A 21,913-nucleotide genomic window follows, 5' to 3' on the forward strand; every position below is an offset into this window, starting at 1 on the left:
GAGCAAGCACACGATCCATCGGGCACTTGCCGCAGCCAGATTCAGGTCGTTCAGCGTTGCCGACGGACCCCTGCCACCAGCAGCAGTACACCGCCCACGACGACCGCGATGCCGACGTAGAACCACGTCTTGTCACCGCTCATCGCGCTGCCAGGAATCAGGTCGAGCCCCTGTCCGATCCACAGCGCACCGATGAGCACTGCGATGGCACCAATGACGAGCATCGCGATCCGTACTCCACGACCTCGGCCCACTCCTCGCATTGTACGGTCAACCGCACCGACTGGAAGGGGACCAAGCGTGGTCGGACCCGAGGACACCACCGGCCAACCGATGGGGGTGGTGGGCGAGTTCCGGTTGTTCAACTGGCTGGATCACCGTCTCGATCCAGGGGCGAACGGTGAGGTGTTCGCCGAGGCGAACGCCACCCGCGCGGTCGTGTCGGGCCGGCGTACCTACGAGCACGCTGGCCACTGGCAGGGTGACCACCACGATGGCGTCCCGATCTTGTTGACCCAGCACGAGCCGGCCGAACCTCCGCCGGGCAGCGTCCGCTTCGTCTCCGACGTCCGCGATTGCGCCGCCCAGGCACGCGTGGCCGCCGATGGCGCCGACGTCCTTGTGATGGGCGCGAGTGCCGCCCAGTCGTCGCTGCGAGCCGGCGAACTCGACGAGATCCAGCTGCACGTCGCGCCGGTGCTCCTCGGGCAGGGCCGGCGGCCGTTCGACCATCTGCCGGTCGGGCCGACCGAGCTCGAGCTCGTCCGCGTGCTGGACGCCGGGTACCCCGATCCCGAGCACCGCGTGCTGCACCCGCGGTATCGAGTCCGGCGGCCGGCCCCGCGGTCGGAGGCGGGCTCATGAGGACCCTCCACCTGGGCCTCCGGGTCGCCGACCCCGAACGGGCTCTCGCCTTCTACACCGCGGTCGGGTACGAGGTCGTCGGCCACGTCCCGGAGTCGCCCTCTGGGCAGTTGACGATGCTCAAGCTTCCCGACGACGAGTTCGTCACCCTCGAACTCGTGTACGACCCCACCGCGACCGTGGCTGTCGGGGCTGGCGGCCTCAGCCACTTCGTGATCCAGGTGCCCTCCATGACTACGACGGTCGCTGCGCTACGCGGTCGAGGTCTCGAGGTCGCTGACCCCACATCGCCGGACGACTCCGCCGACTTCCTGACCAGCTGGGTCACCGATGCCGACGGCAACCGGATCGAGCTGGTCCAGTGGCCGCCTCGCCACGCTGTTGGCCTCAGCGGGGCCGACTGGGCACGACAGGTCTAGACGCGTCAGGTGATCGTTCAGCGCTGCTTCAAGACATGAATGGAGGCTGAGGCAAGAGCGTTCCGGTGCTGCGGCTGGACCGCCGTCGGTCACCGCTATCGATTGCGGAGGCGCCAGACCTGTTCGGATGGGAAGTCTTTGGCCCATTCGGCAGACACCGTGCCGTTGGTGCCAGTGGCTGAATCGGGCGCCTTGACCTCGATGTAGTCGATGACGTCGAACCCGATGGTGTGGAACAGCCTGATCCACGACGAGATCGGGAGGTTGAACTCGATGCCGCCCGGGTCCTCGACCGCGTCGCGCCAGTCGAGCCGTTGCAGACCGAAGTAGCTGCGTTCCAGACGATCATTGGCCGACGTCGAACCGTCGATCGGAGTGCATATCATCGCCAACGGATGGTGCCCGAGGAATACGAGCTCGCCGCCGGGACGGAGGAGCCGGTGCGCCTCGCTGATCCATGATGCCGGCTCGCACCAGATCGCTGCGCCGTACTCGCTGATCGCGAAGTCGAACGAATCGTCTGGCTGGGCAACGGACTCCGCGCTGCCGTGGACCCATTCGATGTCGTCGAGCCCATGGACTTCGTCAAGGCGTCGCGCCGTCATCAGCTGGGCCTCGGAGTTGTCGATCGCGTACACCGACGCGCCGCGACGCCGCATCCACGCTGACACGTAGCCGGTCCCGCAGCCGAGTTCGATGGCGCGGTGACCGGCCATGTCGTCGGGGAGGAGGAAGAGTTCGGAGTTCGGGATCGCCCAGGTACCCCAGCACGCATCCTGCGACCATCTGCGCTCCCCGGGAGTCACCCAGTCCTGAGCCATCGCGTTCCAGTAGCGGCGGTTCTCGGCGACATGCTCAGGCAGGACCTCACTCATTCCGCGAGCGTAACGCCGGTCGGCTCAACCGAAGCTACGACCGACGCCGCCCACGGTGCGCTCTCTGGCTTTGGCTGCTGCTGCGGCTTGGTCGAGGATGGCGTTGAGGTGGGGTCGACCCTTGCGGACTCGAGTGCTGGTCTGCGCAGTCACGTCGATCTCTTTGCCGTCGGCGAGGCGGATGACCGGGTGGCCATTCGGCCAGACATGCCAGCGGGCGCCGCTGATCTCGTGAACCATGACGTCGCCGAGGAAGATTCCGACGTCGTTCGTCAGGCCGGGTGCGACGATCGGGTCGTCACGCCAGGTCCCGACCATCGCGTCGACGGTCTGAAGACCGGCAGCCGACACCTCGAGGTCGAGACCGGCAGCCCGCATCCAGCCGATGAGCCGTTCGTGGCGGCCGAGCAGATCGGTCAGCCCCTGCGAGTCGTCAGCGAAGCCGGACGTCCCGAAGACAGCGACGCCTCGAGCCGTCCCATGCTTGCGCCTGTGGCGCCGCGAGCTGTTGATGTTGCTCATCCAGGCAGTGTGCAGGTGCAGGCGCCGCGAGCTGCACGGGAATTTCTGCCCGACCGGGCCGGCCTCGTCGATCATCGAGGCCGATCGGCTTCACGTCGGCCGTGTTGGGACGCGCGAGCCCAGCGCGGACCGTCGTGTCCAGGTCCGGTCGGGACCATGGGGCAGGCGCGCTCGGGCTCGCTCGATCGGCGCTAAAAGCGAAACCGCACGATCCGGCTGGAGTGTCTGAAACCGGGCAGCACATTCATCACGCGATACAGCCGACGGGTTCCCGTCGGCGCCCGAGTCATCAATTCCGGCGAGTCGTTCATCGGCGCCTCGTCGACGTAGTGGAGCCGGGGATGCCAGTCAGCCAGCACGGCCGGGTCGTCGAAGCCGCAGTGAAACCGCGCGTTGTACCTGCGTGCGAGGGGATCCCATTTAGATGTCCGCCACGCTGAGACCGACACGGTGTCGAGCTGGATCTGGCCTGCAGGGAAGGTGTCGACGACCCTGGTCAGCAACCGCCGGAGATCGGCTTCAATCAGGTAAGGCACCAGCCCTTCGGCGATCACGAGCACCGGGCGCCCTCGCGGGATGGGTTCCAGCCAGGTCAGGTCGGTGACGCTCGAGCCGATCAAGATGTAGTGCTCTCGATTTGGGAGAAGTTGCTGCCGGAGCTCGATGACGGGCGGGTAGTCCAGGTCGTACCAGTCAACCGTGGCCGGCGGGTCTATCCGGTAGACCCGAGCGTCCAGTCCGCACCCCAGGTGGAGCACCACCGCCTCGGGCCGGTCGGCGAGGAACGTTCGGGCCCAGTCGTCGTGCGCCTTTGCGCGAACCACGGCCGAGAGGCCCAATTGATTGGTGCTGAACCGGCCCTTGTCGTAGTCGGGGTCGAGGCGACGCATCGTCTGCTCGGCCAAGGCGTCTCCAAGGATGGGGACGGGCAGGCGGTTGTCCAGTGCCTTCGCCTTGAGGACAGGAGAGAGGGTCTTCTGAACCCCAGTCAGCTCCACGCCAGCAACGTTAGCCGACCGAGACTGGTGGGTCCGGTGCCGCGGGCGGTCTCCCGCGCGCAGTTGCGGCATGGTGAGTGGGAGCCGGCGGCGTAGTTCGGGAGGGATCTAGTGATGAGCTACTGGAGGATCGGGTGACGCTGAACGAGACTGGCGGCGGCCCATCGAATCTGGTGCTATCCGACGATCGGGTGCTGCTTCGGCCCTGGACGCGGGAAGATGCCCAGTTCCTGGCCGACGCGAGCGCCGACCCGGCGATCCGCCGGTACAACGGCCCCCATGATCGGCATGGACACCCAGGAACGGTCCCGTCCGTCGCGCAGGCTCAGACGATGATCGAGGGCTTTGAGCAGGCCATGGACGCGTTCGCCGAGAGTGGCGCACCTGCTGGTGTCGCATTCGTCATCGAGGACGTCAAAACTGCTCAGCTGGTCGGATGTTGTGGAGTGGATGACTGGACCGGTGAGGACGTAGCGCAGATCGGCTACTGGCTCATTCCGGCCGGTCGAGGACGCGGTTACGCGACGCGGGCAGTCGTTCTCCTCACCGGGTGGTTGTTCGGGCTGGGGGCGGCTCGGGTCTTTCTGACCGTGGTCGCCGACAATGAGAACTCAGCCGCTGTCGCACTCCGAGCCGGCTTCGTCTACGAAGGCACTATGCGGTCGCACGCGGTCTGGCAAGGGGAACGCCGTGATGTCATGTGGTACGGCGCCCTGCCGTCGGAATGGCTCCTCCGTTCGCCCCGCTGACGCTCAGCACGTCGGCGCCGGCAGTCGCCGGGATCGAACGGGGCGCGTCGACAGTCCCACCGGCTGCGGGTGGCAGGTCACACACGTGCGACCCTTGCTCCGTGGCCCGGGAGATGTCGTCGAGTCGTACCGTCAGTGCGGATAGCTCGCAGGTCTTCGAGGCGCTGCTACCCATGCCGCTCGAGCTTGTCTTCGTTCACTGGCACGGTCCGCTTCCGCCCGTTCGCAGCACCGTCGGACCGGAGCCGTGGAGGACGCCTAGGCAGCAGCGTCGCGTCGTACTCGCCGGGCCCGGTTGGATGGTCGAGACGCTCACGGAGGTCGACCCTCCGAACGGGTTCAGCTATCACCTTGACCAGGTCCACGGTCCGATGCGCGCGTTGATCGCGAGCGTGGAAGGTCGATGGATGTTCGAATCCGGGTCGTTCGGGACCAAGATCACCTGGACCTGGATAGCGACGCCACGAGCAGCCGCACGATGGCTCATGCCGGCATTCGCGAGGCTGTGGACCGGGTACGCGAACAAGACGCTCGGCCACCTGGAAAAGATCCTGGCTGCGAAGGTCTCGCCGAGCTAGGGACGCGCACCGTGACTGCATCGACCGCGCCGGGGTACCCGTACGGTGGAGCGTGCGACCACAACGAACCCACCAGGAGTCGCTATGAGAACAGTCCCTCTGGGGCCACTGCCACTACGGGTCCCCAACGTCGTCCTCGGTTTGATGCGGATCAACGACTTGGCCGATGGGGCCGTGCGGGGTCTGATCGGTGCCGCGCGTGACGCCGGGATCGACTTCTTCGACCACGCCGACGTATACGGCTCCGAGCTCCACGGGTGTGAGCGACGTTTCGCCGAGGCGATGCAGCTCACTCCGGCCGAGCGCGCCGAGATCACCCTCCAGACCAAGGCCGGCATCGTGCCCGCAGGCCCGTACTTCGACTTCTCCTACGAACACCTGATCGCATCGGTCGAGGAGTCGCTGCGGGCACTGCAGACGGACTACATCGACATCTTGCTGCTGCACCGGCCTGATGCGCTGGTGGAGCCGGACGAAGTGGCGCGAGCGTTCGATGAGCTCGAGTCCGCTGGCAAGGTCCGTGCGTTCGGGGTGTCCAATCAGACGCCACGGCAGATCGACCTGCTGAAGAAGTCTGTGACGCAGCCGATCGTGGCCAACCAGTTGCAGCTGTCCATCACCCATGCGCCGATCGTGGCTCAGGGAATCGCGGCGAACATGGCAGATCTGGACCAGTCCGTCACCTCAGACGGTGGCGGGATCCTGGACTATTGCCGCCTGCACGACATCACCGTGCAGGCGTGGTCGCCGTTCCAGGCCGGATTCTTCACCGGTGTCTTCTTGGGCTCGGACGACTACCCGGAGCTCAATGAGGTCATCGACCGACTGGCGAAGGCGTACGACGTCGCGCCGATCGCCATCGCGACGGCCTGGATCACCCGTCATCCGGCACGGATGCAGGTCGTGCTCGGCACGACGACGCCGGAGCGCGTAGTTGGATCCGCGGCCGGTTCGGACCTGCCACTGACCAGGGCCGAGTGGTACGAGTTGTTCCGTGCGGCCGGCTACCGGGTTCCGTGACCTGTTTGCGGCTCTTGCGAGACGCCGGTCCGCTGGACCGACGGCCTGAGCCTGGCTGAGGGAGGATCGTTTCCCCGCCCATCGTGCGGAGGTGATTACTCGCCTCGTCGGGCCTCTGGTCGCCTAAGGCCGACCGCTCATTGGGACCCCGTTGAGATCGCCTCCTGCCCGTTTGATGGCTGGGCCAGAGTGTGTCGAACGTCGTCGGTGACTTCATCATCACGACGAATGGGGTGCGCGCCGTAGCTCGGTTCGTGACCGAGTCCGCCGAGGAGGTACGCCTCTTCTTCGAAGAAGCGGCACATCACGACAGACGTCCTCGCATCACGATCGACGCGCCGTGGGAGTGTGGTCGGAGATCAGCGTGAGGACTCGTATCCTCAGGAGACCTCGACCTCACCCACGCGCCGCACCGACCCCTACTCCCTTGACCGTGAAGTGCCCCGCTGCGCGGCTGCCGCGGTCAGCGTGCGGAGAGGCGCTCGCACGCTGCCCATTCCAGCGCGCACGCGAGTGGAACATGCGTGACCAAACTAAGCAAGGCGGAATGAGGAAATTCATCCGCATCGACGTGCAATCACATCGGGACTATAGTGCGATGCAAATCGTCGAGCGTCGGGGAGATCACCTGGTGCGGCCGGGAATGATCGCCGTATACCTCGGGGGGTGACTCGATGAGGGCGCAAAGGCGGAATTTCCGCAGCCGTCTGGCTGCCGCTATCACCGTTCTCCTTGGCGCGCCGGCACTCGCCGCCGGAACAGGCTGCAGCCTTCTCTCCGGCGGTCCGGAGCCAGGACTTCTGCCCTCCAACGCATCGCCAAGGCCAGCGGCGTCGACCTCCGCGTCGCTACCGCCCGAGGTTGTTGCGTCGATTCACCTCCAACACTTCGCTCGCCCGCTCAGTCTTGCCGCAGTCGACGGCGACGTGTGGGTCGCCAGCCAGAACGCTCCCGATCTGTTCAGGATCGACCCGACGACCAATCGGGTGGTGCAGACGGTCGACATCCGTCAGGCCTCCTGCGGCCAACTGCTCGAGGCCTTCGGCGACCTGCTGACCATGCCATGCATCGACAGCACACAAAGCATCGTGGTGGATGGCCGGTCCGGATCGATTCGAGGCACCATCCCCGACTCGGGAGGCATGAACGCCGCGGCTGGTGCCGACTCGTTGTGGATTCCGAACCATCGCGGAACAGCGCTCAAGCGGATCAACCCACGGACCCTGAAAATTGAAAAGAGGATCCGCGTCGAGACCGGCATGGTGGCGTTCGACGGCCGATTCATCTGGTCCGGCGCAGCCGACCTGAGCTCGCAGTCAAACGGGCACCTGGCCAAGATCGATCCGATCACCAATCGCGTCGTGGCCCGATACCGGCTATCGCGCATGGATGGCCCGTACATGACGTACGGTTTCGGGGCGCTATGGTTCAAACCATTTACAAACCCAACAATGTATCGTTTCGAACTGGCCTCCGGCACGCCGACCGAGAAACCCGTCTTCGGTTGGGAGCAACTCACCGCACCCGATCAACCGGTCGCGGTTGGAGCCGGAAGTCTGTGGATTCGACGCGACAACGCCACCATCGCCCGAATCAATCCGTCAACCCAGCGGATCTCCGGCCTGTATCCCGCGGAGTCGCAGAGCGCCGGCGGGATTCCACTCATCGCGTTCGGCTCATTGTGGATCGTCAACTACTACACAGACTCGGTCTGGCGCGAGCAAATCAGACCCAACGAGTAGTCCGCTGACGCCATGATCAACGCTCCAAATGCCCGTCCGAGCCGTCGTGACTCGCGTTGGGCAAGTCCAGCTGCGCAGGGCAACGTTGGTGAACCCGTGCAGCCGTGGCCCCGCAGCGGGGTCGTCGTCGAGACCCTCGACGCGGTCGGTGGCATCCGGCGACTGAACATGAACTGACAGTCTGACGGGGCCATCGGCGCAGCTGCCGAAGCGGGATAGGCGTTGGTGCGACCATTGGCGCTGTGACCGAAACTCCGCAACCGGATTTCGTGATCCCACGCACGAGGCTGGACGGACCGGTGCTCCTCGCGGAGCCCGACCCTTCGTGGGCGCGCTGGTATGCGCAGGAGGAGAGCCGCATCCGCCGCGCGCTTGGCGAACGAGTCGTGCAGATCGAGCACGTCGGGTCGACGTCGGTACCGGGCCTTGCGGCGAAACCAGTCATCGACATTGTCCTGGTCGTCACTGATTCGTCCGATGAGATCGGATACGTTCCGGATCTGGAGGCCGCCGGCTATCGGTTGCAGTTTCGCGAGCCGTCTTGGTATGAGCATCGGTTCCTCGTCGATCATGACCCGCAGGTGCATCTCCATGTGTTCACCACCGGATCACCTGAGGTGGAGCGCATGTTGTTGTTCCGTGACCGGCTCCGCAGCTGCATCGAGGACCGAGAACTATACGAGCGCATCAAACGCGAGCTGGCCGGCAGATCGTGGGCGTACGGCCAGGATTACGCCGACGCCAAGTCGCCGGTGGTGGAGGAAGTCATTTCCAGAGCACGAACAGCTGCCGCTGACGAGGTGTGAGCACCCACCCATCTCGGTCGTGTCGGACACCGCGCAAGGGGTCGAGGAGCTGCCGACAACTCGGGCAACGCCCGTCAGCGCATGGCCAGGGGGCGGCCCCGCCGCTGTCTGTTCAACAGCGGGGCCTGGGCCGACTCTCTCCCAGGCGAGATGCCGACCGCTGCATCCGACTACCCCACCCAGCACGAGTGAATCGGCGGAGTCGAAACCCGCCGGGATCGACGATGCGTGTGATGATCAGCAGGGCGCCGTCGCAGGCGCGACCAGTCGGCCGCACTTCCGGTAGACCCTTGCCTGCCGGCCCTCTGAGATGACACTGGTGGAAATTGTCGTGCGACGCGGTCGGACGCTGATTGGCCTGGCACCAGTTGAGATCCGGACGCGGTGCCGGTGTCTGCGGGGTCTGATGAGAGTTCGTGATCTGGAGTCGCCTGTCCCGAATGAGCTGCCCGCGCCGCCTACCGCTTTGTCCTTGGACGCACCGGTCTATCTCACCCAGGGCCGTGAAGGACGACTGGTGCGGGAACTGGGTGATGCAGCCCGATCCCTGAACGCGGCGCAGAACCTGACGGACGCGATCGTTGCGGCCCACGAGGACCGGCTAGGCATTTCACCTCCGGGTCACGCAACCGCCCGAGCCGACCTGCTGGTGTCCGGCCGCCGTGGCTTCGCCGCGTTCGCTGCTCGCAGACCACAAGAGGGCGGTCCCGAGGAAGCTGCGGCCCTGGCCATCCTCACCGCTCGCGGCCGACCAGACGTCAGCACAGCGTCGGTACGAAGTGCCGCGACGAAGGTCTTGGACCGTGCGTATGAGGTTGCCTGGTTCCTGCGCGGTGCGACGGACCGAGGAGGCCTGCGGTGGATCGCGACGTCGGGTGAGGACGACTTGCCGCACCGGCCGGTCAACGTGCCTCGGACCGCGTACCCGCAACATGATCTGGCCGTGACGGTTCCGGGCGATCTCGGGCCCGTCGCCGTGCAGACCCGGTATTCCATCGCCACATCGGCCGGACCGCCGGCGCTGGGACCGTCCGTTCCGCGTCGGGACATGCCGGCGGACAGCACGCCGCACTTGCCGGCCGGGGACCGAGTCATCTTGTTCATCCACGGATCGGATTCTCGGTTGGAGGAGTCGGAGGCGCTCATCCCGAGCCTTCTGTTCTGGCCCGATGGCCGACCGACCGGTTATGCGGTGATCTCGATGGACATGCCGGGATCGGGCTACGCCAACCCGATCGCGCATACCGACGTCGGCGTCTGGCCGCCCGCCGCCGGGTCACTCCTCCCGCCCTTTCCCGGCCTGGCGCCGGCGACCTTCTCGATGCTCAACTTCCTCGAGCAGTTCGTCCTCCGGTTCATTGCGGCGCTCAGCGAACAACTCGGCCAGCCGGGTCTGGTCGAATCGCGGCTGGCCGCGGTGGTTGGCGGCAGCCTTGGCGGCAACCTCTCGCTGCGCCTCGCGCGCCGTGGCGCCTGGATCCGCAACGCAGTCGCCTGGTCGCCCGGGTCGATCGGGCTGTCCACGACACTGGACCTGGATCGAGGTATCCGAGCCGGGTGGTACCTGACCGAGTTCTGGACCGGCATTCGCGGACTCCCGGGCCAGCCGGGCGCCTTCGCCCAGATCAACCAACCGGAGACCGGCGCCAGCAGAGACGACTTCTTCGCCTTTTGCTTAGACAAGCACATTCCCGTCAAGACCCAGCCGGAGCAGTGGTTCCGCGACGACTTCCCGTGGAAACGCGCGTACATCGACCAGGCGCGGAGGGATCGTCGGGAGACCTATACGCGTCTGTTCCGCGACTGGCACTGGCGGATCAGCCTCGAGGAACTGGTGTTCAGCTGGAAGGACCCCGCTCTGCACGATTTCCGGTCGCGCCTACTGCTCGGCGCCGGCGCAGCCGACGACATCGATCCGGCTCTCATCTTCAGCAACACGCGAGCCGTGGCTCAGCGGCTGGGTCAGACGAAGGGCGACAGCTTCTTCATCGACCAGACGGGCCATTCCGCGCACGCGGAACGACCGATGCTGTTGGGCGGCAAGATCCTTGCGTTCTTGGCCGGGGATGCGTGGGAGTCGCTGGGTGGGGTGCTGACATCGCAACCGGCCGTCAGCTCGTGGGCACCGCGCCGGTTGGACGTCTTCGTCCGCGGTACCGACAACGCACTCTGGCACCGCTGGTACGACAGCAACGCCTGGTCGGGCTGGGAATCCCTCGGCGGGGATCTCGCGTCGGCGCCCGCGGCTGTTTCGTGGACACGCGGGCGGATCGACGTGTTCGCCCGCGGCTCGGACAATGCCTTGAAGCACGTCTGGTACGACGGCAACTGGTCGGCATGGGAATCGTTAGGTGGTGCGTTCACCTCGGGCCCGCGGTCAGCTCCTGGGCCCCAGGGAGACTGGACGTCTTTGCTGGGGGCACGGGCAATGCGTTGCAGCACCTCTGGTACGACGGCAACTGGTCGGCGTGGGAGTCGTTGGGCGGAGTGCTCACCTCTGATCCGGCCGCTGTGTCGTGGGCCCGCGGGCGGATCGACGTGTTCGCCCGCGGCGCGGACAATGCCTTGAAGCACGTCTGGTACGACGGCCACTGGTCGACATGGGAGTCGTTGGGTGGGGTACTGACGTCCGGGCCGGCGGCCAGTTCGTGGGCCGCTGGGCGGCTGGACGTGTTCGCTCGCGGCTCCGACCACACGCTCTACCAGCGATCGTACGAAAACTCCTGGACCGGATGGCAGTCGCTCGGCGGAGACCCCGCTTCCACGCCTGCTGCGGTCTCTTGGGACGAAGGCCGGATCGACGTTTTCAGCAAGGGCACGGACAACACCTTGCGACACACCTGGTATGACAAAGGTTGGACCCCCTGACGTCGGTGCAGGACGCGATGCGAGACCCTCCTACGGCACGGTCACAGTCTCGATCATGTGCGGATGTGGGCCCATGAAGCCTTCTGGCGGCTCGTGCCCGAGGACACGCTGACTCAGGTGGGCGCAGCCGATGTGCCGCCTGATCTGCACGACGTGGTGCGACAGGGCCGGGTCGAGGACGCGTCCGGCGGCTGGCTCCTGCGCGCGTTCCGCAACAGCGACTACGGCAACGCCGGATCCTTCGACGACCTGACGGGCTTTGAGGCGGCGGTGAACGGTCGCGTGACGGGAAGCCTCACCTTCTGCACCGAGCACCTGGTGAACGTCCCTACCTCGAGGACGTCGAGGACGATCCGCACCGATCTTGATCATCAAGTCGTCGGACTGATCAGCGGGAAGCCGCACGAAGACGAGATCGAGGACGACAGTTGCCCGCGCCCTCCTGCGGGGTCGTTGCCCATTGCCGCACGCCGGCGGTCGTCTCCTGGGCGTCGCCATGCCGCGCGATGATGCTCATCATGACCAAGGCTGATCCTGTCGCAACGGCACGTGAGTTGGTTGTCGAACGGTTCCCTCAGGCGCGTCAGGCGTGGCTGGCAGGCTCGGTCGTGCTCGGGCTGGCGACCGAGACGTCTGACCTCGACATTCCGGTGCTGCTGGACGCCGTGGAGGTGCACCGCGAGACGCTGAGGTATCGGGGATGGCCGGTCGAGTTGTTCGTCCATACCGAGGCGTCGATTCACCAGTTCCTCGCCCTCGATCTGGCACGTCGGCGACCATCGCTGGCTCGGATGATTTCCACCGGTGTGCCCCTGGTGTCCGGCACGGCCGGTGACGGAGTCCGGCGCGAATGTGCTGCCGTCTTGGCTGCTGGCCCCGGGTTCCTGGACGCGGTCGGCTTGGCGTACGCCCGGTACACGCTCACTGATCAGCTCGATGATCTGGCTGGCGGGGCTGCGCCACCGGTCCGTGACGCGATCGCGTTCGATGTATGGCGTGGCTCGGCGGAGTTGCTTCTTGCGTGTGCCGGGCGATGGACGGGAACTGGCAAGTGGCTGGTGCGGGAGGTGCAGGCGCTCGATGAGGACGACGGAAGCGATTATGCGAATCGGCTGCACGACGGGTTGCACGAAGCGCTGGACGGCCGGCCCGACGCGCTGACGGTCGTAGCCGACGAGATCCTCCAACAGGCTGGCGGCCGGCTCGGCGACGGCTTCTATCTCAATGCTCCGCCGCTCCAGCGAGCTGAGAGCTAGCCGATAGCTGTTTCAGCCAAGGGCCGTCGTGCGGCACGCAGGATGCAGCCGACCCACCCGCAGGTGCGGTCGCATCGCCGGCACCATGGGCTGGCTCGACGACGTCGCTTTGGCTCCTAGATGCGGCCGGTCTCGTGAGCCCACATGGCGACCTCGACGCGGTTTCGGGCGCCGAGCTTTCGCATCAGGCTGGCGAGGTGGGCTTTGACGGTGCTTGGGGTGATGTTGAGCTCGCTGGCGATCTCGTTGTTGGTGAGGCCTTGAGCCACAGGCAAGAGGACTTCCTCCTCGCGGGCGGTGAGTGGTTCCATCGGCTGCCTTGGTGGTGAGGTCTGTGCCTGCGCGAACGCTGAGAGGAGTCGGACAGTCACGCTGGGTGCGATCAGTGCGTCTCCGTCGGCGGCGGCCCGGATGGCCTGGGTCAGCAGGGCGGGTCCGGCGTCCTTGAGCAGGAACCCTCGGGCGCCGGCTTTGAGCGCGCCGTAAACATACTCGTCGAGGTCGAAGGTGGTGATGATCACGATCGGCAGCGGGTCGGTGACGTCGGGACCGGCGAGCCGTCGGGTGGCTTCGATGCCGTCCATCAGCGGCATTCGGATGTCGAACAGGCCGACGTCGGGTCGCAGCTGGAGCGCCAAGCGGAGTGCCTCGCGCCCGTCGGCGGCCGCGCCGACCACGTCGATCTCAGGTTGGGCGTCGAGCAGCATCGCCAGCCCGGTACGCACGATGGGCTGGTCGTCGGCGATGAGGACCCTGATGCTCATCGTGGAGTCCCGGTTCGGGGCAGGACGGCTTCTACCCGCCAGCCCCGCTCGGCGGCGGGGCCTGCGCGGAAGGTGCCGCCGAGCAGTGAGGCACGTTCCTGCATGCCCACCAGACCGTAGCCTGCTGGGACGCGGCCGCCAGCGGCGGAGCCGTCGTCGTCGATGGTCAGGCGTACCTTGTCGGCGTCGCCGGTGACGCTGACGGTGACCCGGGTCGCGTGGCGGGCGTGCCGTCGAGCGTTGGTGATGGATTCCTGGGCCAGACGATAGATCGCGGCCCCGACCGCCGGGCTGAGGTCGTCGAACTCGCCGAATAGCCGCACCTCGACGCGGGGACGCGTCTGTCCATCGCTAGCGAGCTGCTCGACCTCGGCCACGCCGGGCTGCGGCGCGAACTCGGCGTCCGGCGTGGCGCGGAGCACGCCGACGATGGTGCGCAGCTCGGTGAGGGTGCGGGTCGCTGCGTCCTCGATGACTGCCAGGGCTTCGACGGCACGCTCGGGATGGGAGGCCGCGACCGCACGACCGGCTTGGGCCTGGATGGCGATGCCCGAGACATGGTGGGCGACGGTGTCGTGGAGTTCACGAGCGAGCTGTTCGCGTTCGCGCGCCTTGGCTTGGTCGATGTCGCGGATGCGGACCTTCGCGCGATAGCGGACCGCGGCGCCGAGCGCGGCGGCGAACAGGAAGAACCCGTACCCTGCGACCGTCTCCCACGCGCTCATGGGGTCGGCGACGTAGGTGATCGCCAGCCAGAGCATGATGACGCCGAGCCCGCATGCGGCTTCCCGACCGGAGCCCCACCGGAACAGGGCGTAGGCCAGGATCAGCGCCGCGGAGATGCTGTTCAGCAGGGCGCCGTGCGATTCGGTGAGGATCCTGACGGTGTCGACGATCGTCAACGTGCCGAAGGAGACCGCAACCGCTACGAGCGGGTGCGTGCGTCGCCACAGCAGGGGGCCGAGGACCGCGAGCATCGCGAGCAGCAGCAGCGGGCGTGGCGCTATGTCTTGGCGAACCACCACGTCGAGCACGGACCAGCCGACCAGGACTCCGACCAAGGCCCAGTCCCGCAGCCCCGGGTCCGGGGCATTCGAGGGGCGGGGTTCGGCCCACAGCGAGCGAAGTACGTCGGCGGCCACCTGAGCAGCCTAGGCAACCCGCCTGCTCGGCGTATCCACCGAAAGTACGAGAGTTCGGCTGTGCCAACGGCCACGTCGAATCGGGCTCCTTGGCCGATGTGCCCGGCGCCGGCATCCGTGAAGGTGGAAGCACCAACCCCATCAAGCCAAGGAGCCCTGCGATGAGAGCACGTCGATCCCACACCGCACTGGAGAATCCGCCGTCCCCGAGCGCGCTGGACGATCAGCGCATGCCCGTGCGGGCCCGACTCGCAGCAGCCTGGACCAGCTTCATGTTCCTCTACATCTACGTCGACTACCTAGCCCTGTACAAGCCCGGCGTCGTCGACGACATCCTGGCCGGCATCGTCCACGAGTTCGATATCGGCCCGACGTTTGTCGCCATTGCGCTCACGCTCGTCGCCGTCCCGATCCTCATGATCCTGCTGTCCGCGACGCTGCACGCCCGCGTCAACCGCATCACCAACCTCGTGGTCGCAACGCTCTACATCCCTGTCACGGTGTACAACGCGGCAGGAGAGTCCTGGACCTACTTCTACTTCTACGGCCTGTCCATCGGACTGGAGGTGCTGCTCCTGGCCTTCATCCTGCGCTCCGCCTGGACCTGGCCACGCCGCAGCGCATCGCCGGTGACCTTGGAAGGCAGCCTCGAGAGCGAGCCGTTCCGCACCCCGCAGCAGGCGTGACTGCCGCCGCGCCCCGACCACTCGTCGTGCAAGATGCACGCAATCGCTGACTGGTGAGGTGGCGGCGGCTCCGCCGTCGAATGCTCACGACAGTCCGGCGAGGCGGTAGGCGACCAGGCTGCCGGCAACGGCAACGTTGAGACTGGCGCCCCAGCCGATCATCGGGATCGCGACACATTCGTCGACACCGACCAGCACCGCGTCGGGTATGCCGGAGTGCTCATGACCGAGCAGCAGCACCGACGACGTACGCGCTGGTGCCAGTCGGGCGAGTGGCGTCGCGTCCTCCGCGAGCTCCAGCGCAAGAAGCCGTCTGCCGGCCGACCGCTGGTCGTCGAGCCAACGCTCCTTCGATGGCGTCACCCAGTGGATGCATGGGCGCCGATTGCGGAGTGTGTCACCGATGCGGAGCGCCTCTCGACAGTGCGGGGTGCGCGGCACGGCAAGGCAGGCGCCGACGGCGTCGCAGGTGCGCAGCAGCGTGCCGAGGTTCGCTTCGTAGGCCACCCACAGTGGCGCGACGATCAGGTGATCCCAACAGCCGTGTTGAGCCCGTCGTCGTTGGGTCCGGAGCTCGTTGGGGTCGAACTTGGCGCCGGTCATCGGCGCAGCGTCGGGTCTCCCGAACTGGTCATCAGAAGGCGCCTTTCGGCGGCGGCGCCGGTCCATCGACGAAGTGACGAGGGTCTGCTGGCCAACTTCGCCGGAAGCAGCGACCCGGCCGAGATCGGCCGCTGCTACGACGAGGAGACCCGGCACCGGCCGGCGGAACTCGGCGACCTGTTCGACCCGGGCCACGTCCTGGACGTCGGTCAGGTCGTCCGCCAGACCCAGTCGCGAGGCTGAAGCTCGCTGCCCGCGACCACGTGGCTCCTCCCGCGGACACTGGTCCGCGCTTTCCAGCTCCTCTCCAAATCGGCTCGTCAGACGCTGCGCGGCCGGTCGTTTCCGCTATCACCGGAGCCTGCGGTGCTGGTTCGGGCGGTCGCCGGGCTGGACCGAGGTCGGCCGGTGGGCTTGGATGACGTGTTGTGGAGACCGTGGTAACGATGGCGTACGGCCGCCGCGGGCTGGACGTGTCGTTGCCGGCGGAGGTGGTTCCGACCCTGATCACGAAGGCTGCCGGAACACCCCTCGTCGACCCGGCGGCAGCGGTCGGTCGGGCACTGGCCGAGCCTGTCGATGCCGCGACCCTCGCCGCACTGGCGGCCGGACGGCGGAGCGCCTGCATCGTCGTCTGCGACATCACTCGGCCTGTCCCGAACGGGGTCTTCCTGCGCCCGATGATCGAGATCATGCTGGCCGCCGGGATCGCACTGGAGCAGATCACGATCTTGGTCGCGACCGGTCTCCATCGACCCAGCGGACGCGACGATCTAGCCGAGATCGTCGGCGACCCCTGGGTGCTGGCCAACGTCCGGGTCCTCGATCACGACGCCCGCGCCTCGTCGGAGCTCGTCGATCTCGGCCGGACCCGTACTCGCGGGACTCCGGTGGCGATCAACCGGCTCTTCGTCGATGCCGAGCTGAGGATCGTGACCGGCCTGGTCGAGCCGCATTTCATGGCCGGTTGGTCCGGCGGTCGCAAGGTGATCGCCCCCGGCATCGCCGGCCAGGAGACGATCCGCACGTTCCACTCGTACCGCTTCATGGCCGATCCGGCCGCTACCCAGTGCCGTCTCGTCGGCAATCCACTGCACGAGGAGCAGCTCGAGATCGCGGCAATGGTCGGCGAGGTGTACGCGGTCAACACGATCATCGACGAGGACCGGCGGCTGCTCTTCGTCAACTTCGGCGAGGTCCGCGCGTCCCACCTGGACGCGGTCCGGCGCGCGGAGGAACTGTCGAAGGTTCCGGTCGAGCAGAGCTTCAGCACCGTGCTGACCTCGGCGGCCGGCTACCCGCTGGACAAGACCTACTATCAGACGGTCAAGGCGATGGTGACACCGCTGGGGATCCTGCGACCCGGCGGCACCCTCATCGTCGTCTCGGAGTGCAGCGAGGGTTTCGGTTCGGCCGAGTACGCCGATGCGCAGCGCCGGCTCGGCAGCCGAGGCATCGACGGATTCCTCGCCGAGCTGGCCGGCAAGCGACTGGCCGACATCGACGAATGGCAGACCCAGATGCAGCTGCGATCCCAGGTGATCGCCGACGTTCAGCTCTTCACCGGTGGACTCGACGGACCCGAGCGCGCGGCGACCGGCGTCGAGGTGATCGACGATGTGTCCGTCGCACTGTCCCGGGCCGTCGCCCGCCATGGTGACCCACATGTCGCGGTGATCCCCGAGGGGCCGTATCTCGTGCCGGTGATCGGCTGAGGACAACGACTGCGCGGCTCATGCGACTCTGTCGCGGACAACCGCGAAAGCGCTCCGGATGCTCCTCGGACTGGCAACTGGCTGGCGGGATCGGGGATCTGCGGACTAGATCGCGTCAGCCTGCTACGCGCGTGGGCCGGTATTGCAGGGCGACCGCCCCCGACCCGAACTGCTGGCGATCCGCGAGCTCGAGCTGGATGTGCTCGCGTAAACCGGCGAGCAGGGTCGGCCCGTGTCCGGCAAGAACCGGCTGCACGACAAACGCGTATTCGTCGATCAATCCCAGATCTGCCAATGCCAACGGGAGCGTCACACCACCCACCCACAGACGTTCCCCTGGCTCGTCCTTGAGCCGCTGTACCGCTTGCCCCACGTCGCCTCGAACCAGTTCGGCATTCCAATCGACCCGGCTCAGCGTGCTCGACACGACGTACTTCTTCGCCCGGTCGATGGCTTCGGCGAACGGGACCTGCCAATCACCCATCCAGTCAGGCCACGTGCCCGTGGCCGGCCGCCGCCACGCCGCCTCCATCATCTCGTACGTCACCCGGCCGAACAGCAGGGCATCGGCTCGTTCCATCTCAGCGGTCCAGTAACGCATCGACTGCTCGTCGGGGGGAAGCCCTGCCTCGTGATGGCAGCAGCCGTCGAGCGTGACGTTGATCGAGTATCGAAGTGATCTCATCTTGTTGTGCTCCCCCTTCATGCCCTCATCGCCTGTCACCGGACCGTACAGAGTCTCCCAGCCCGAATGGTGCCCCTGCCATCTCGTCAGTACGCGTCGGGCTCCTGCGACCGCGCCGGCGTGCGGTCCATCATGTCCTCTACCCGCTCCGCCAGATCTTCCGCAGGTACTGGCGTGGTCAGGGCATGTCGAAGTGCATGAGGTCCTTGTGCACGGCCCAGTCGCCACCCCAGGTGAAGCCGGCCTTCGTCATCGCCTCGACGACGTCCTTCGGCAGATTGAGGATGCCCTCACGGGCGTACTTGCGGAGCGTGTACCGATCGCGATCCTCAGTCTTGTCCTTCAACGACTTCTGGTGCTTGCGCAACGCGGCCTTCGCCGCCGAGACGGCGCGGATCTGCTTGGCCAGCTCCTTGCGGAGTGACGCGATCTCGGCCTTCGGCTTCTTCGCCTGCAAGGCCTGGGCAAGTGCCTGATCCGCCGTGACCTTCGCCGCGGTGGCGGCCGCGAGGTCGGTCGTGTCGGCGCCGACCGCGGCTTCGGCCGCGCCGACGGCGGCGACGGTCGCGTCGAACCGCTTCTGCTCGCGGGTGAACTTGCGTAGCTCGGCGGCGATCCGGTCCGCTCGCTTCGTCATCGCTTCGACCTCTTTGTCCTTCGCGGCGAGCTGACCCTTGAGGGCCGCCTGCTTGGCGGCGATGTCCTTGAGAGCGGACTTGGCCTGCTCTCGCGCCGCCGTCTTCTCCGCCCCGGTAGCCCCCTTGCGGCGGACGGCGAGGTCACGTTGTTTGGCGACGTCCTTCGCCTGCTTGGTGAGATCGGCTCGGCTGGTCTTCATGCCGTCCCGCTCGGTGGCCAGCGCGGCCCGGCTTGCCGCGAGCTGGTCGGATCGGGCGGTGAGCCCGGCCTCGGTGTAGTTCGCCGAGAACTGGTCGCTGATGAGCTTCACCGAGTCGTAGCTGTCCGGCGTCAGCAGGGCCGGCAGGGGAAGAGAGGCACCGGGGTTGCGCGCCTCGACATCCATGCCGGTCAGCTCGTTGATGATGGCCCGATGCTCGGCATTGTCCAGGTGCGGGTTGGTGTCCGGGTCGAGGTCGATGGCCCGGCCGTCGGCGTGATTGCTCCACTTGTTCGAGCTGGTGGTCCGCACCGTGAGCGCCCACGGGCGTTGCTTCAGCGGCGTCGTCGGATAGCGCGGATTGCCCTTGTCGTCCTTGAGGTCGCGCAGCGTCTTCTCGGCCGCTGCCAGCATGGCCTGCATGCCCGTGTGCGCCGGCGTCTTGTCGCCGAAGAACGTGGTACTGCCGTTGATCGAGTTCTTCAGGTACGGCAGGGGACGTGCGATCCCATGCGCCTTGTACAGCGGACAGAGGATCTTGTAGCGGTCCTCCGGCGTGCCGGAGGGCCGGGTGGTCTCGCTGAAGTAGCCTCGCGCGCCGGCGTACTGGGCGTCGTTCCAGTCCGCGGTCCATTGAATGAGATCCGGATCCGGGGCGCGCTGGAGGCTGACGAGCTCTCGCTGGACGGCGTACGTCGGCGGTGCCGGGCGATCGTGAGCCTGCACCTTCTGGACCGGGAGCGCACCGAGCGCCTCGCGTACCTTGCCCTGTCCCATGATCTTCTCGTGGCTGGTGGCCACGCCCTGGATGCTGTCGACGTAGTTGTCGGTCATTGCCTGCTTTTGAGCGGCGGTCAGGCTCCAACCTGGAATGGCCGGCCGATCCTTGGACGCCTTCTTCCCCGCCTCCGCCTTGGTGAGCTCGGCCTTGAGCGCGGCCGCGACATTCTCCTTCAGGTGCTTGTAGCGGGTCTCGTAATCCGATCCCTTGCTGTAGTAGCCGCGAAAGCGCACCATCTGCTTCTGCAGGTAGGCGTCCCGATCGACACTCGGATCCGCCATTGCCCGGATGTCCTTGCGGATCTGGGCGATCAGCCAGCGCTCGACCTGGTCCCGCTGGCCCGCGTAGAAGCCCTCCGAGTTCAGCGCGTCGAACAGGACTACCTCGGCGAGGTTCTTCGGCAGCCCACCGGCCTCGGCGTCGGCGGCGTCCTTGAGCTGGCCCTTGTCGTCGACGGCCCGGCCGAGCAGCGGGGTCAGCGTGCCGCCGGCGCCGCTGTGACCGGCCAGCACGGCTCGACCACGAGCGACCCCCTTCAGCGCGGGTATCTTGCCCCAGACATCGTCGAGGTACGCCTCGCTGAGGAACTTCTCGCCGAACTGCGGTCGGTCCTTCCCTGCGGTGTACGTCCCCTGCGGCATCACCGCGATCATGGGCCGGCCGCCCCCCTTCGCGGCGGCGGCGTTCACCGCCTCGAGCTGCTCCTCCATGTGGTCGACCTCGATGTCGCGGACGGTACCGGTCTCCATCCCCTCCTCGTCGACCTGGATCTCGCGATCCTTCGGTTCCTCCGTGTCGCCCTTCTTCTTGCGCCCCTTCACCTTGATCGTCTTCTGCCGGCTGTGGATGCGTTGCCGGAAGCCGATCCCGAAGCCGTGCAGATAGATCATCACGTCCACCGTCTTGACCCCCGCGCCGAGCGGCTCCGGAAGCAGCACGATCGCCTTGCCGGTGGACTTTCCGGCTTCCTTCGCCGGCTCCTTCCCCGGCTCCTTCCCGGTGGACTTCGGGGTCTCCTTCACGGCGGACTTCTCGGCGGTGATCGTCGCCACCCGCCCCTCGCCGCCCCACTCGTCGCCGAGCTTGGCGTCGTCGCGTACATTGCCGGCGGTCAGGCCCTCGATCGGCTTGCGTCGTACAGCGCCGATGACGATGTCCTGAGCGTTCCAGTTGCCACTCTTCGGCACCGTGATGCCGGTCTTCGTGGTCGCACCGCCGGACGTCGCGTCCGAGTGGTCGCGCTGAATGGTGTCCGCCGCGATCCGACGGACGAGCGCGCTCGCCGCCCGGTTGCCGGCGGTCTGCTGCACCTCCAGAATGGCCGGCGCGCTGGTCGGCCGACGATCCTCGGCTGCGATCAGCCAGGGTTGCGGGGGCTGGCTCTGCAGCGGCGGACGACGGACAGGCCGGGACATGACGGCCTCGTTCCCCGACCCGTCGGCTATGCGGTGCACGCCACCGGCCATGACATTCGATGATAAGTGCGGCCGCGTCCTGCAGCCTCGACACGAACGAAGGTGTGCCCGAAAGGGCGCCCAGGTCTGCCCTGCGGGCGCAGGCGCCGGCGAAGAACGCGCCGCCCGGGCCCTCACGATCTCTTCTTCGGCAGTCTCGTCGTCAACGGGGTCGACGTGGTGCCGCTCGTGGATGCCGAACTCAACCGGCGGTTCCCGGGCCGCGAACTGCAGAAGGCGGAATCGCTGGCCGGCCTACGCGAGGATTGGGCCGCCGTCCAGTCCGCCCGGCGGGCAACGGTGGCGGACACGCCGGCGGACCTGGCTGACGCCCACGTCGAGGATGAGTGGTCATTGGCCCAGACTGTGCGGCACCTCGTCTTGGCGACGGACGAAGTGCTCGGAGAGGACCGGGAGGGCCCTTGGGGCGGCGACTGGCGCCCGACCGTCGGAGACTGCATTCGGGTGATTCTGGAGGAGGAGTGGGCACACCTGCGCTACATCCAACGGGATCTGGCTCTGCTGCGTTGACCCTCCAGATAGGCAGC

The 21,913-nt window shown here is 66.9% G+C and carries 23 protein-coding genes and 1 pseudogene; 15 read left to right on the forward strand and 9 right to left on the reverse strand.

Annotation, left to right across the window (positions count from 1 at the left end):
* Window positions 1-50: 50 nt before the first annotated feature.
* The gene (locus ABD747_RS26120; protein ID WP_344810089.1) at window positions 51-224 is read right to left on the reverse strand and encodes a hypothetical protein; all 174 of its coding nucleotides are present in this window, start codon (window positions 222-224) and stop codon (window positions 51-53) included.
* A gap of 76 nt (window positions 225-300) precedes the next feature.
* On the opposite strand from ABD747_RS26120, the gene ABD747_RS26125 reads away from it, so the two are divergent.
* A complete protein-coding gene (locus tag ABD747_RS26125) occupies window positions 301-864 on the forward strand; it encodes a dihydrofolate reductase family protein (protein WP_344810090.1) in 564 nt (187 codons plus the stop codon).
* Window positions 861-1,283 carry a VOC family protein gene (locus ABD747_RS26130; protein ID WP_344810091.1) on the forward strand — a complete coding sequence of 141 codons (423 nt, stop codon included), beginning with the start codon at window positions 861-863 and terminating at the stop codon, window positions 1,281-1,283. Before ABD747_RS26125 ends, ABD747_RS26130 begins: the two co-directional genes overlap by 4 nt.
* A gap of 95 nt (window positions 1,284-1,378) precedes the next feature.
* Here ABD747_RS26130 and ABD747_RS26135 read toward each other — a convergent pair whose 3' ends face one another.
* The 3 genes from ABD747_RS26135 to ABD747_RS26145 all read right to left on the reverse strand — a co-directional run bounded on the left by ABD747_RS26135 (window position 1,379) and on the right by ABD747_RS26145 (window position 3,678).
* Window positions 1,379-2,158: a class I SAM-dependent methyltransferase gene (locus ABD747_RS26135; protein WP_344810092.1), complete on the reverse strand. Its 780-nt coding sequence runs from the start codon at window positions 2,156-2,158 to the stop codon at window positions 1,379-1,381.
* Window positions 2,159-2,182: 24 nt separating this feature from the next.
* Entirely contained in the window at window positions 2,183-2,680 is a 498-nt protein-coding gene (locus ABD747_RS26140; RefSeq protein WP_344810093.1) for a DUF6278 family protein, read from the reverse strand.
* Between the two features lie 191 nt (window positions 2,681-2,871).
* The gene (locus tag ABD747_RS26145; RefSeq protein WP_344810094.1) at window positions 2,872-3,678 is read right to left on the reverse strand and encodes a class I SAM-dependent methyltransferase; all 807 of its coding nucleotides are present in this window, start codon (window positions 3,676-3,678) and stop codon (window positions 2,872-2,874) included.
* Between the two features lie 134 nt (window positions 3,679-3,812).
* Between ABD747_RS26145 and ABD747_RS26150 the strand changes: the two genes are divergently transcribed.
* The 9 genes and pseudogenes from ABD747_RS26150 (at window position 3,813) to ABD747_RS26185 (ending at window position 12,697) form a co-directional block, all read left to right on the forward strand.
* Window positions 3,813-4,427: a GNAT family N-acetyltransferase gene (locus ABD747_RS26150; protein WP_344810095.1), complete on the forward strand. Its 615-nt coding sequence runs from the start codon at window positions 3,813-3,815 to the stop codon at window positions 4,425-4,427.
* A gap of 101 nt (window positions 4,428-4,528) precedes the next feature.
* Window positions 4,529-5,005: an SRPBCC family protein gene (locus ABD747_RS26155; RefSeq protein WP_344810096.1), complete on the forward strand. Its 477-nt coding sequence runs from the start codon at window positions 4,529-4,531 to the stop codon at window positions 5,003-5,005.
* An 84-nt stretch (window positions 5,006-5,089) separates the two neighbouring features.
* Window positions 5,090-6,025, forward strand: a complete 936-nt coding sequence (locus ABD747_RS26160) for an aldo/keto reductase (RefSeq protein WP_344810097.1) — start codon at window positions 5,090-5,092, stop codon at window positions 6,023-6,025.
* Window positions 6,026-6,699: 674 nt separating this feature from the next.
* Window positions 6,700-7,767: an NHL repeat-containing protein gene (locus ABD747_RS26165; RefSeq protein WP_344810098.1), complete on the forward strand. Its 1,068-nt coding sequence runs from the start codon at window positions 6,700-6,702 to the stop codon at window positions 7,765-7,767.
* Between the two features lie 242 nt (window positions 7,768-8,009).
* Entirely contained in the window at window positions 8,010-8,573 is a 564-nt protein-coding gene (locus ABD747_RS26170; RefSeq protein ID WP_344810099.1) for a GrpB family protein, read from the forward strand.
* A 2,026-nt stretch (window positions 8,574-10,599) separates the two neighbouring features.
* A pseudogene (locus tag ABD747_RS26845) lies at window positions 10,600-10,935 on the forward strand (hypothetical protein); the annotation flags it as partial.
* Entirely contained in the window at window positions 10,911-11,441 is a 531-nt protein-coding gene (locus ABD747_RS26850) for a PLL family lectin (protein ID WP_425562588.1), read from the forward strand. The pseudogene ABD747_RS26845 and the gene ABD747_RS26850, both read left to right, overlap by 25 nt.
* A 57-nt stretch (window positions 11,442-11,498) precedes the next feature.
* Window positions 11,499-11,951 (forward strand): hypothetical protein, encoded by a 453-nt coding sequence (locus tag ABD747_RS26180; protein ID WP_344810101.1) that lies wholly within the window; start codon window positions 11,499-11,501, stop codon window positions 11,949-11,951.
* The gene (locus ABD747_RS26185; RefSeq protein WP_344810102.1) at window positions 11,951-12,697 is read left to right on the forward strand and encodes a nucleotidyltransferase domain-containing protein; all 747 of its coding nucleotides are present in this window, start codon (window positions 11,951-11,953) and stop codon (window positions 12,695-12,697) included. Before ABD747_RS26180 ends, ABD747_RS26185 begins: the two co-directional genes overlap by 1 nt.
* 116 nt (window positions 12,698-12,813) lie before the next feature.
* On the opposite strand, the gene ABD747_RS26190 is transcribed toward ABD747_RS26185, so the two are convergent.
* Both ABD747_RS26190 and ABD747_RS26195 read right to left on the reverse strand, forming a co-directional pair.
* On the reverse strand, window positions 12,814-13,461 hold the full coding sequence (locus ABD747_RS26190) for a response regulator transcription factor (RefSeq protein WP_344810103.1): 648 nt from the start codon (window positions 13,459-13,461) through the stop codon (window positions 12,814-12,816).
* The gene (locus tag ABD747_RS26195; protein WP_344810104.1) at window positions 13,458-14,495 is read right to left on the reverse strand and encodes a sensor histidine kinase; all 1,038 of its coding nucleotides are present in this window, start codon (window positions 14,493-14,495) and stop codon (window positions 13,458-13,460) included. Before ABD747_RS26195 ends, ABD747_RS26190 begins: the two co-directional genes overlap by 4 nt.
* A 269-nt stretch (window positions 14,496-14,764) precedes the next feature.
* Between ABD747_RS26195 and ABD747_RS26200 the strand changes: the two genes are divergently transcribed.
* The gene (locus ABD747_RS26200; protein ID WP_344810105.1) at window positions 14,765-15,289 is read left to right on the forward strand and encodes a DUF6326 family protein; all 525 of its coding nucleotides are present in this window, start codon (window positions 14,765-14,767) and stop codon (window positions 15,287-15,289) included.
* 84 nt (window positions 15,290-15,373) lie between these two features.
* Here ABD747_RS26200 and ABD747_RS26205 read toward each other — a convergent pair whose 3' ends face one another.
* Window positions 15,374-15,796 (reverse strand): TrmH family RNA methyltransferase, encoded by a 423-nt coding sequence (locus ABD747_RS26205; protein WP_344810106.1) that lies wholly within the window; start codon window positions 15,794-15,796, stop codon window positions 15,374-15,376.
* Window positions 15,797-15,817: 21 nt separating this feature from the next.
* On the opposite strand from ABD747_RS26205, the gene ABD747_RS26210 reads away from it, so the two are divergent.
* Window positions 15,818-16,135: a hypothetical protein gene (locus ABD747_RS26210; protein ID WP_344810107.1), complete on the forward strand. Its 318-nt coding sequence runs from the start codon at window positions 15,818-15,820 to the stop codon at window positions 16,133-16,135.
* 185 nt (window positions 16,136-16,320) lie between these two features.
* Window positions 16,321-17,607 carry a nickel-dependent lactate racemase family protein gene (locus tag ABD747_RS26215; RefSeq protein WP_344810108.1) on the forward strand — a complete coding sequence of 429 codons (1,287 nt, stop codon included), beginning with the start codon at window positions 16,321-16,323 and terminating at the stop codon, window positions 17,605-17,607.
* Between the two features lie 115 nt (window positions 17,608-17,722).
* Here the strand turns inward: ABD747_RS26215 and ABD747_RS26220 are convergent, their stop codons facing one another.
* A complete protein-coding gene (locus ABD747_RS26220) occupies window positions 17,723-18,313 on the reverse strand; it encodes a dihydrofolate reductase family protein (RefSeq protein WP_344810109.1) in 591 nt (196 codons plus the stop codon).
* A gap of 157 nt (window positions 18,314-18,470) precedes the next feature.
* Window positions 18,471-21,326 (reverse strand): M15 family metallopeptidase, encoded by a 2,856-nt coding sequence (locus ABD747_RS26225; RefSeq protein ID WP_344810110.1) that lies wholly within the window; start codon window positions 21,324-21,326, stop codon window positions 18,471-18,473.
* 216 nt (window positions 21,327-21,542) lie between these two features.
* On the opposite strand from ABD747_RS26225, the gene ABD747_RS26230 reads away from it, so the two are divergent.
* The gene (locus ABD747_RS26230; RefSeq protein ID WP_344810111.1) at window positions 21,543-21,896 is read left to right on the forward strand and encodes a hypothetical protein; all 354 of its coding nucleotides are present in this window, start codon (window positions 21,543-21,545) and stop codon (window positions 21,894-21,896) included.
* The last annotated feature ends 17 nt before the right edge of the window (window positions 21,897-21,913 follow it).

The sequence above is a fragment of the Microlunatus ginsengisoli genome (assembly GCF_039537205.1).
GTDB classification, from domain to species: domain Bacteria; phylum Actinomycetota; class Actinomycetes; order Propionibacteriales; family Propionibacteriaceae; genus Microlunatus; species Microlunatus ginsengisoli.

What these genes read in the sequence shown, in the direction of transcription:
- ABD747_RS26120 (WP_344810089.1), bottom strand. Translation starts at nt 224, where the DNA reads ATGCTCGTCATTGGTGCCATCGCAGTGCTCATCGGTGCGCTGTGGATC.
- ABD747_RS26130 (WP_344810091.1), top strand. Translation starts at nt 861, where the DNA reads ATGAGGACCCTCCACCTGGGCCTCCGGGTCGCCGACCCCGAACGGGCT.
- ABD747_RS26135 (WP_344810092.1), bottom strand. Translation starts at nt 2,158, where the DNA reads ATGAGTGAGGTCCTGCCTGAGCATGTCGCCGAGAACCGCCGCTACTGG.
- ABD747_RS26140 (WP_344810093.1), bottom strand. Translation starts at nt 2,680, where the DNA reads ATGAGCAACATCAACAGCTCGCGGCGCCACAGGCGCAAGCATGGGACG.
- ABD747_RS26160 (WP_344810097.1), top strand. Translation starts at nt 5,090, where the DNA reads ATGAGAACAGTCCCTCTGGGGCCACTGCCACTACGGGTCCCCAACGTC.
- ABD747_RS26165 (WP_344810098.1), top strand. Translation starts at nt 6,700, where the DNA reads ATGAGGGCGCAAAGGCGGAATTTCCGCAGCCGTCTGGCTGCCGCTATC.
- ABD747_RS26850 (WP_425562588.1), top strand. Translation starts at nt 10,911, where the DNA reads ATGGGAATCGTTAGGTGGTGCGTTCACCTCGGGCCCGCGGTCAGCTCC.
- ABD747_RS26185 (WP_344810102.1), top strand. Translation starts at nt 11,951, where the DNA reads ATGCTCATCATGACCAAGGCTGATCCTGTCGCAACGGCACGTGAGTTG.
- ABD747_RS26190 (WP_344810103.1), bottom strand. Translation starts at nt 13,461, where the DNA reads ATGAGCATCAGGGTCCTCATCGCCGACGACCAGCCCATCGTGCGTACC.
- ABD747_RS26200 (WP_344810105.1), top strand. Translation starts at nt 14,765, where the DNA reads ATGAGAGCACGTCGATCCCACACCGCACTGGAGAATCCGCCGTCCCCG.
- ABD747_RS26220 (WP_344810109.1), bottom strand. Translation starts at nt 18,313, where the DNA reads ATGAAGGGGGAGCACAACAAGATGAGATCACTTCGATACTCGATCAAC.
- ABD747_RS26225 (WP_344810110.1), bottom strand. Translation starts at nt 21,326, where the DNA reads ATGTCCCGGCCTGTCCGTCGTCCGCCGCTGCAGAGCCAGCCCCCGCAA.